Consider the following 6,449-nt stretch of genomic DNA (forward strand, 5'->3'; position numbering starts at 1 on the left):
AAGGCTTTCAAGACTCGGTTAACAATTTGTAATATTCCTTGTTGACACCCTTACTGACAAAGAAAAAACTGAAATCAAGTCAGGATAAGGGTTGGAGTGCTTACTGCAAAAATTGTTAAGAAAGATCCCTATAAGGGATAGATCAAGGGGGGCAGGGGGGATCGAACCCAAAATCTATCTTCAATTTGATTATAACCAGCTACTTAGCAAAATCCCCGGGCTTTTTCCGCTTATCTCACTAAATAGCTGCGCCATTGGGAGGCAACTTCTTCGAGTAAACGCCAAGTTTTCCCCTCGATCTGTCTTTGTAAATAAAGATCAAAATTGTTGTGTTGTTTGGTATCTTTTTGATGGGGCAATTGTAGAGTTAGATCGTAATCTCCCTGCAAGTGATAAGCGGGCAAATTACCCACATAAATCGGTTCCAGACTGGTGACATTAATTTTAGCAATTTTTACCTGCGGCTCCTCGATCTGTAAAGATTGACTAAGGCGATCGGATGTGTGACGAAATTGTAATAAAAGGGCTTTGGTGACGATTTCTCCAGGGGGGGCAAATTCTTGGGGGGGAGTGACACTACCACAAGCAGTTAGGAAGACAAGGAAAATACTGGTTAAAAAACTGAGAAAACGGCGCATAGAATGATATTTTGAAAAAGAATGGCAGCGAGTTAAGAAAGATTATGACTCAACCAAATGAGCGAGAGAATTTCAGCCAAGCAGAAACGGTGATCCGACTACAAGAGGCGATCGAGCAGTTAAATTCGATCGTTTCCCAACTTAACACGGGAACGGGTATAGTGTTACCCCCAAAAGTTGCTATTGATAATCTTCTTAACTCAACGCGACAGTTAGCCGCTGCTTTAAAACCAGACGAATTCGCCGGAGTTGAGCAAAGTTTAACCCCAGATTCTCCCATCGAAGCAGCCGAGGGAATCGACGATATTTTACCAGATTTCGAGCAGGTGGAAGGGTGGTGGACGGCAATTTTGAACAAAATTCGCCGACTTTTACCGGCAGGAATTAGCGAAAAAATTCCCGATTGGTTAATCACCGGCTTGTTAACAGGAAGTTTAGTCACTATCCTCTTAGTAGCCGTGATCAGTTTACCGAAAAATCCGGCGGAAATTGCCGAAAATATGCCCGAAGTTGTCTCTAGTCCCCCACCGGCAGCCGGGGAAATTATCGAAACCCCCCCAGAATTAACCGCACCAGAGGCACCGATTCCCGTCCCGATTACTAAAGCAAAACCACGATTAACTCCCGAACAAAGTTTAGTCGCAGCTATTCAGGAGGAAATTACCGATTTAACTACTCGTTATCCCACCGGGATTATTTCTACTATAGAAGCGGACTTTTTGGCTAGTCGTCTAGTAGTTATTTTGGGCGATAATTGGTATAGTCTCGAGGCATCACAACAGGATAAATTGGCTAATTCGATTTTTCAACGTTGCCAAAGTCTCGATTTTCGCCGCTTGGAAATGAAGGATAATGAAGGAATTCTCCTCGCTAGAAGTCCCGTTGTCGGCGATCGAGTGGTGATTGTCAATCGCACTCAACCCACCGCTGCCATCTCCTCCGGTGAGTAGTTTTCAGCGCGGGGGGAGGGAGTTTCAAGGCAGCCTCAAGAATTCTTGCCCACCAGTCCGCTTTTTTCCCTCGCTGGTTAGATATCTGAATATACACAAAGATTAGTGATCCCTGACTTAACAGTGCTATAATTGGCTAGGTAAAATTTTGTAACGATTCTTAATCTTGAACCTACCTGATAGTCAATGCTTCCCCCCGCCTGGGTGGGCCGCAGCAATTTTGGTGCGAGAAAAATTGCTCCGATCTAACCCAACTCCCTTAAAACTTTCTAGGGTCCCCCTAACCGCCAAAATTTTGCCCTAACTACCAAGAATTAAGAGATTTCAAACTATACCATGAACTCTGTTATTCGTCAACAGCGAGCGCTGATCACCGGAGCCAGTAGCGGCATCGGCAAAGAAACCGCCCTCGCTTTCGCCAAGGCGGGAATTAATCTGGTTTTAATCGGTCGCGATCAGCAAAAATTGGCAACCGTGGCGGCAATGGCGGCAGATTTAGGCGTATCAGCCCAAGCTTACCCCTTAGATTTGGCAGATATCCCGGAAGTAGCTCCTAGTATCGCTAAAATCGCCCAAGAATCCGGACCGATCGATATCCTGATCAATAATGCTGGCATGGGTTACACAAATCCCTTAGCTGACACACCTTTGTCAGACTGGCAGCGGGTGATCGATCTGAATTTAACCAGTGTTTATCAGTGTGTGCAAGGAATTTTACCTGCTATGCGTCAACAGGGAGGAGGCACGATCATTAACGTTTCCTCGATCGCCGCCGATAATTTTTTTCCTGATTGGGGGGCCTATAGTGTCAGCAAAGCGGGATTAGTGGCATTTTCTCGCATTTTAGCGATCGAGGAGCGGGCTAACGCCATTCGCATCACGATTATCATCCCCGGGGCTGTCAATACTCCCATCTGGGACAGCGATAGCGTCAAAGCAGATTTCGATCGCTCGGCCATGTTAACCCCGGATATCATCGCTCAGGCCATTCTGCAAGCGGTGTTACTGCCCAAACAGGCCGTAGTGGAAACGATGACCATTATGCCCAGTGCGGGGGCATTATAACCCGAAATACTTCTATTTATCAATCAATTCGCCTACAGGCATCCTCATTATGACCATAGCTTCTTCTAACGGTTTAAACGGTAATCTAACCGACGCTATCCAAGCACGCGTGACCACTCGCCCCGATCGCAACACCCACAATGGCAAAACCGCTCAAATTCATCCGACTTCCGACGAAAACAAAGAACAGATGATGGATGCGGTCAGAAATATCCTGATCTCGGTGGGAGAAGATCCCGAAAGAGAAGGTTTATTAAAAACCCCCAAACGGGTGGCCGAAGCGATGCAGTTTCTCACCCAGGGCTATCAACAATCCCTAGAAACCCTCGTTAATGGTGCGATCTTCGATGAAGGTCATAATGAGATGGTATTAGTGCGCGATATTGACTTCTTTAGTCTCTGTGAACATCATATGTTACCCTTCATGGGTCGGGCCCACGTTGCCTATATTCCTAACCAAAAGGTGGTCGGATTAAGTAAATTGGCCCGCATTGTGGAAATGTATTCCCGTCGTTTACAGGTCCAAGAGCGCCTCACCCGTCAGATTGCCGAAGCGATTCAAGAAATTCTCGACCCCCAAGGGGTTGCGGTAGTCATGGAAGCAACCCATATGTGCATGGTGATGCGCGGGGTGCAGAAACCGGGATCTTGGACCGTCACCAGCGCCATGTTAGGAGTCTTCCAAGACGAGCAGAAAACCCGCGAGGAGTATCTTAACCTGATCCGTCATAAACCTAATTTCTTCTAGTCAGGGCAATGGGGAAATGGGGGAATTCAACTAAAACCCCAACACCCAAAACCTTCTAACTGATCACTGATCCCTGATTTTTTGCAGTCGCTCTAGCAAGAGGGCGACTTTTTTGAGATCTTTATCACCAGGCGATCGCTCAACGCCGCTAGACACATCAATACCCTGGGGGTGCAGCCTGGTTAAAGCTTCACCAATATTATCGGGGTTGAGTCCTCCGGCGAGAAACCAGGGCAAGGGGGGCGAAAAACTGGCTAAGGCTTGCCAGTCTAAGGTATGTCCCGTACCGCCGAGTAATTGGGGATGGTAGGCATCTAAAAGTAAAGTATCGACGCTATTGAAGTAAATTGCCGACTTTTCCCAACTTTCTCTGTCTTTGATCCGCAAAGCCTTGATAATTTCCCGGTCGGGTAATAATTGCCGCAACCTTTGGCAATATTCGGGAGATTCCATACCATGTAACTGCACACTTGTCAAGGGGGTTTTAATAATTATTTGCTGAATAATTTCGGGTTGCTCGTCGGCAAAAACCCCGATAAAATCAATTTTGTCGGGTATAGCGGCGGTAATAGCATTAATTTGCTCGATTTTGACGTAACGAGGCGAACTTGGTACGAGGATAAAACCTAAGGCCGTAGCTCCTAAATTAGCGATCGCTTGTCCTTGGTCTGGTTGGGTAATGCCGCAAATTTTAATTCGCATTTAATCTTATTCACAAAACGTTACAAAAACTGTTAAGTATTCAAACAAAAAGCAGTTTCGGGTCAAGAGCTTTTTATAATGCCCTGTGATTAACAAAATCTTATCAAGACTGGAGTGCCAATGATCCCTTCCACCTTACTTTTAGCCACTGCTCAAACCATTCCCTGGAATTTATCCGTCGGGATTACCATGACCTTAGCTAACCTAGTAGCCTTCGTTATCGGTTATTTTGCCATCCAAAATACCGGGGCCGGCCCTGCTTTACCCTTACCGCAGTTAGCCTCGAAAAAAAGCTTCGGTCTGCCGGAATTATTGGCTACCATGAGTTTTGGCCATATTCTCGGTGCGGGACTGGTTCTCGGTCTTTCTAACGCAGGTATTCTCTAATCAGTAATCAGTAATCAGTAATCAGTGACCGGTAATCCTCAGAGAGAGGAGCCAGTAGTCAGTAGTCAGGAGAACTAAGTATAAAGATATTTTAGGCAACTTCATCCCTATTTTCCCATTTTTGAACTCTCAAGAGTTAATTATGTCAGAAGTCTAGTAATCGTCCAGAGCGCGTGATTATTCTGGCTGCTGGCGAGAAAATTAAGAAAGCAGTTGCCCCAGTAGAAGTTGGAGACTTTGCTAACAAAGAAGAAGCAGTATTTGCTAAATTAACCCATGAAAGTTAGATGGCTGCGGAAAGAAGTATCGAAAATAATTGGTAAATCCGAACGTTGCCAATCGCTTAATTAATCGTAAATATTGCCTCTAAAGTTAATCTCATAAATAAAGATTTCGTCTGTCTCCTTGCCGATTTCAAAAATAACTCGCATTTTGCCAACACGAATTCTGGAGAATCCTTTTAACTCACCTTTAAGTTTTTTGATATCAAGTTCTTCAGGGGGATAAACGTTTTGAGTTTCAAGGCAGGTTTTGAGAATACTAATTTTAGTCAAAACAGATTTTCGGCTATTGGCATCTAGTTTCTCCAAAAATTTATTGGCTGATCTACTGATCCTGATCTTCACGATTAAACCAGTCTGTAATATCAACGAAGCCGTCGTCTTTGTAATCAACAGGATTAAAGTTTGCTTCTATGTCAGCCTGTTCTATATCATCAACATAGGGAATCAGCATCTCGAAGAATTTAAACCATTCTTCCCGCATAACTTCGCGGACGCTTTCCTTGATGATAGTTTTGAGCATTAGAGCATCTAAGGTGTTTGCCGGCTCCATATATTTTCCTCCAATCTACTTGAATTGTAGCAGCAGATCAAGAAAACGGGTTTCTTACAGCAGCTATCTTAAGGATTTTAGTTTTCTCAAGCCACTATTCGAGGCAAGTCAAGAGATTGGGAGAAATTCAGGTAATCTAAGCATAGGCGGTTAAAGTGCATCTTAGCTTACCTGATAACGTTCTTAAAATCTATCTTCAGTAAAAGTTACTCATTTTAGCTATCTGGCTATATAAATAAGTAACTTCAAAAGGTTTTAGATAGGGTTTTGGTTTCTATATTTAACCCCGATCCTCACAAACAAAGTCCACTACTCGATCGATTTCCCGGGATGAGCGGATACGACGACTACCGCTGCCGAGTTCGCCACCACGACAATTGGCCCACCAACGCTCGCGACTGCCATTAACGATCGCATCAAATTCTCTAATTCTGCCACTATCATAATAACTGCGGCGATCGACGACAAAACGACCGATATTGGGGAGGCGAAATTCTTCATAAACATTACCGTCCCAACCGCCACCAGAATTACCGTGATGGTCGTCGGTGCGTACCTCAAACTCGCCCCGACAACCATTTCTCACCACAATATTGCCGTTTTCGAAATCCCAATTACCCTCACAGGGAGCAGCGGAGCGAGTGCGGATTAATCTGACTTGGGCCCATCTAGCGTTGACGGGACAGCGAGTAGTTCGACCGCTTTGACTTTCACAATTAATTCTCGTGGTTCTGGCCGCTGCTGGCTCGCTCCCTAGAGGATAAATTAGCAACAAACCGAGACTAGATAATAAAATTTGGCGAAACATTGTTTTTATCTCCAAGAAATTCTCTAGTTTATCTTACAGGGGTATCCAGAAAATGAGTAGTAGTGCTTGCGGTGCGTTAATCAACAAAAAAGAAGGGTGAAGTTAAATCACCCTTCCCTCTAATCAGTAAATTTTCTTGCCATCTTTAGAGAGCGTTACCGCGAGGTAATACTTCTTCAGGGAAGATAAAGTTTTCGTGGGGTTGGTCTTGGGGAGCCATCCAAGCTCTCAGACCTTCGTTAAGCAGAATATTTTTAGTGTAGAAGGTTTCAAATTCCGGGTCTTCCGCCGCTCTCAATTCCTGAGAAACGAAGTCA

General features: G+C 44.7%; 11 protein-coding genes. 5 read left to right on the forward strand and 6 right to left on the reverse strand.

The features are described 5' to 3' along the window. Nucleotides 1-230: 230 nt before the first annotated feature. Entirely contained in the window at nt 231-638 is a 408-nt protein-coding gene (locus PN470_RS10375; protein ID WP_002773462.1) for a hypothetical protein, read from the reverse strand. Nucleotides 639-682: 44 nt separating this feature from the next. Between PN470_RS10375 and PN470_RS10380 the strand changes: the two genes are divergently transcribed. From PN470_RS10380 to folE, 3 genes are all read left to right on the forward strand, one after another. Beyond that, nucleotides 683-1,588 (forward strand): hypothetical protein, encoded by a 906-nt coding sequence (locus PN470_RS10380; protein WP_272104493.1) that lies wholly within the window; start codon nt 683-685, stop codon nt 1,586-1,588. 336 nt (nt 1,589-1,924) lie between these two features. Next, nucleotides 1,925-2,653, forward strand: coding sequence for an SDR family oxidoreductase (locus PN470_RS10385; RefSeq protein WP_190538073.1), 729 nt, complete (start codon nt 1,925-1,927; stop codon nt 2,651-2,653). A 49-nt stretch (nt 2,654-2,702) separates the two neighbouring features. Next, nucleotides 2,703-3,401 carry a GTP cyclohydrolase I FolE gene (gene folE, locus PN470_RS10390; RefSeq protein WP_002738197.1) on the forward strand — a complete coding sequence of 233 codons (699 nt, stop codon included), beginning with the start codon at nt 2,703-2,705 and terminating at the stop codon, nt 3,399-3,401. A 63-nt stretch (nt 3,402-3,464) separates the two neighbouring features. On the opposite strand, the gene PN470_RS10395 is transcribed toward folE, so the two are convergent. Then, on the reverse strand, nt 3,465-4,103 hold the full coding sequence (locus PN470_RS10395; protein ID WP_271935457.1) for a phosphoribosylanthranilate isomerase: 639 nt from the start codon (nt 4,101-4,103) through the stop codon (nt 3,465-3,467). 120 nt (nt 4,104-4,223) lie between these two features. Here PN470_RS10395 and psaK point away from each other — a divergent pair, with 120 nt between their 5' ends. Together psaK and PN470_RS10405 are read left to right on the forward strand one after the other, a co-directional pair. Then, complete coding sequence (gene psaK, locus PN470_RS10400; protein ID WP_002736399.1) at nt 4,224-4,490, forward strand: photosystem I reaction center subunit PsaK; 267 nt, start codon at nt 4,224-4,226, stop codon at nt 4,488-4,490. Between the two features lie 173 nt (nt 4,491-4,663). Next, a complete protein-coding gene (locus PN470_RS10405) occupies nt 4,664-4,777 on the forward strand; it encodes a CopG family transcriptional regulator (RefSeq protein ID WP_103112600.1) in 114 nt (37 codons plus the stop codon). 60 nt (nt 4,778-4,837) lie between these two features. Here PN470_RS10405 and PN470_RS10410 read toward each other — a convergent pair whose 3' ends face one another. The 4 genes from PN470_RS10410 to PN470_RS10425 all read right to left on the reverse strand — a co-directional run. Continuing rightward, a complete protein-coding gene (locus PN470_RS10410; protein WP_271935460.1) occupies nt 4,838-5,116 on the reverse strand; it encodes a type II toxin-antitoxin system RelE family toxin in 279 nt (92 codons plus the stop codon). Then, complete coding sequence (locus PN470_RS10415; protein WP_002773466.1) at nt 5,097-5,324, reverse strand: hypothetical protein; 228 nt, start codon at nt 5,322-5,324, stop codon at nt 5,097-5,099. Before PN470_RS10415 ends, PN470_RS10410 begins: the two co-directional genes overlap by 20 nt. A 280-nt stretch (nt 5,325-5,604) precedes the next feature. Continuing rightward, nucleotides 5,605-6,132, reverse strand: a complete 528-nt coding sequence (locus PN470_RS10420; protein WP_002742011.1) for a DUF3011 domain-containing protein — start codon at nt 6,130-6,132, stop codon at nt 5,605-5,607. Nucleotides 6,133-6,277: 145 nt separating this feature from the next. Beyond that, nucleotides 6,278-6,449, reverse strand: a 172-nt coding sequence (locus tag PN470_RS10425) for a photosystem II protein D2 (RefSeq protein WP_271931852.1), incomplete at its 5' end; no start/stop codon positions are given.

This window comes from Microcystis sp. CS-574 (genome assembly GCF_028329095.1).
Taxonomy (GTDB): Bacteria; Cyanobacteriota; Cyanobacteriia; order Cyanobacteriales; family Microcystaceae; genus Microcystis; species Microcystis ichthyoblabe_A.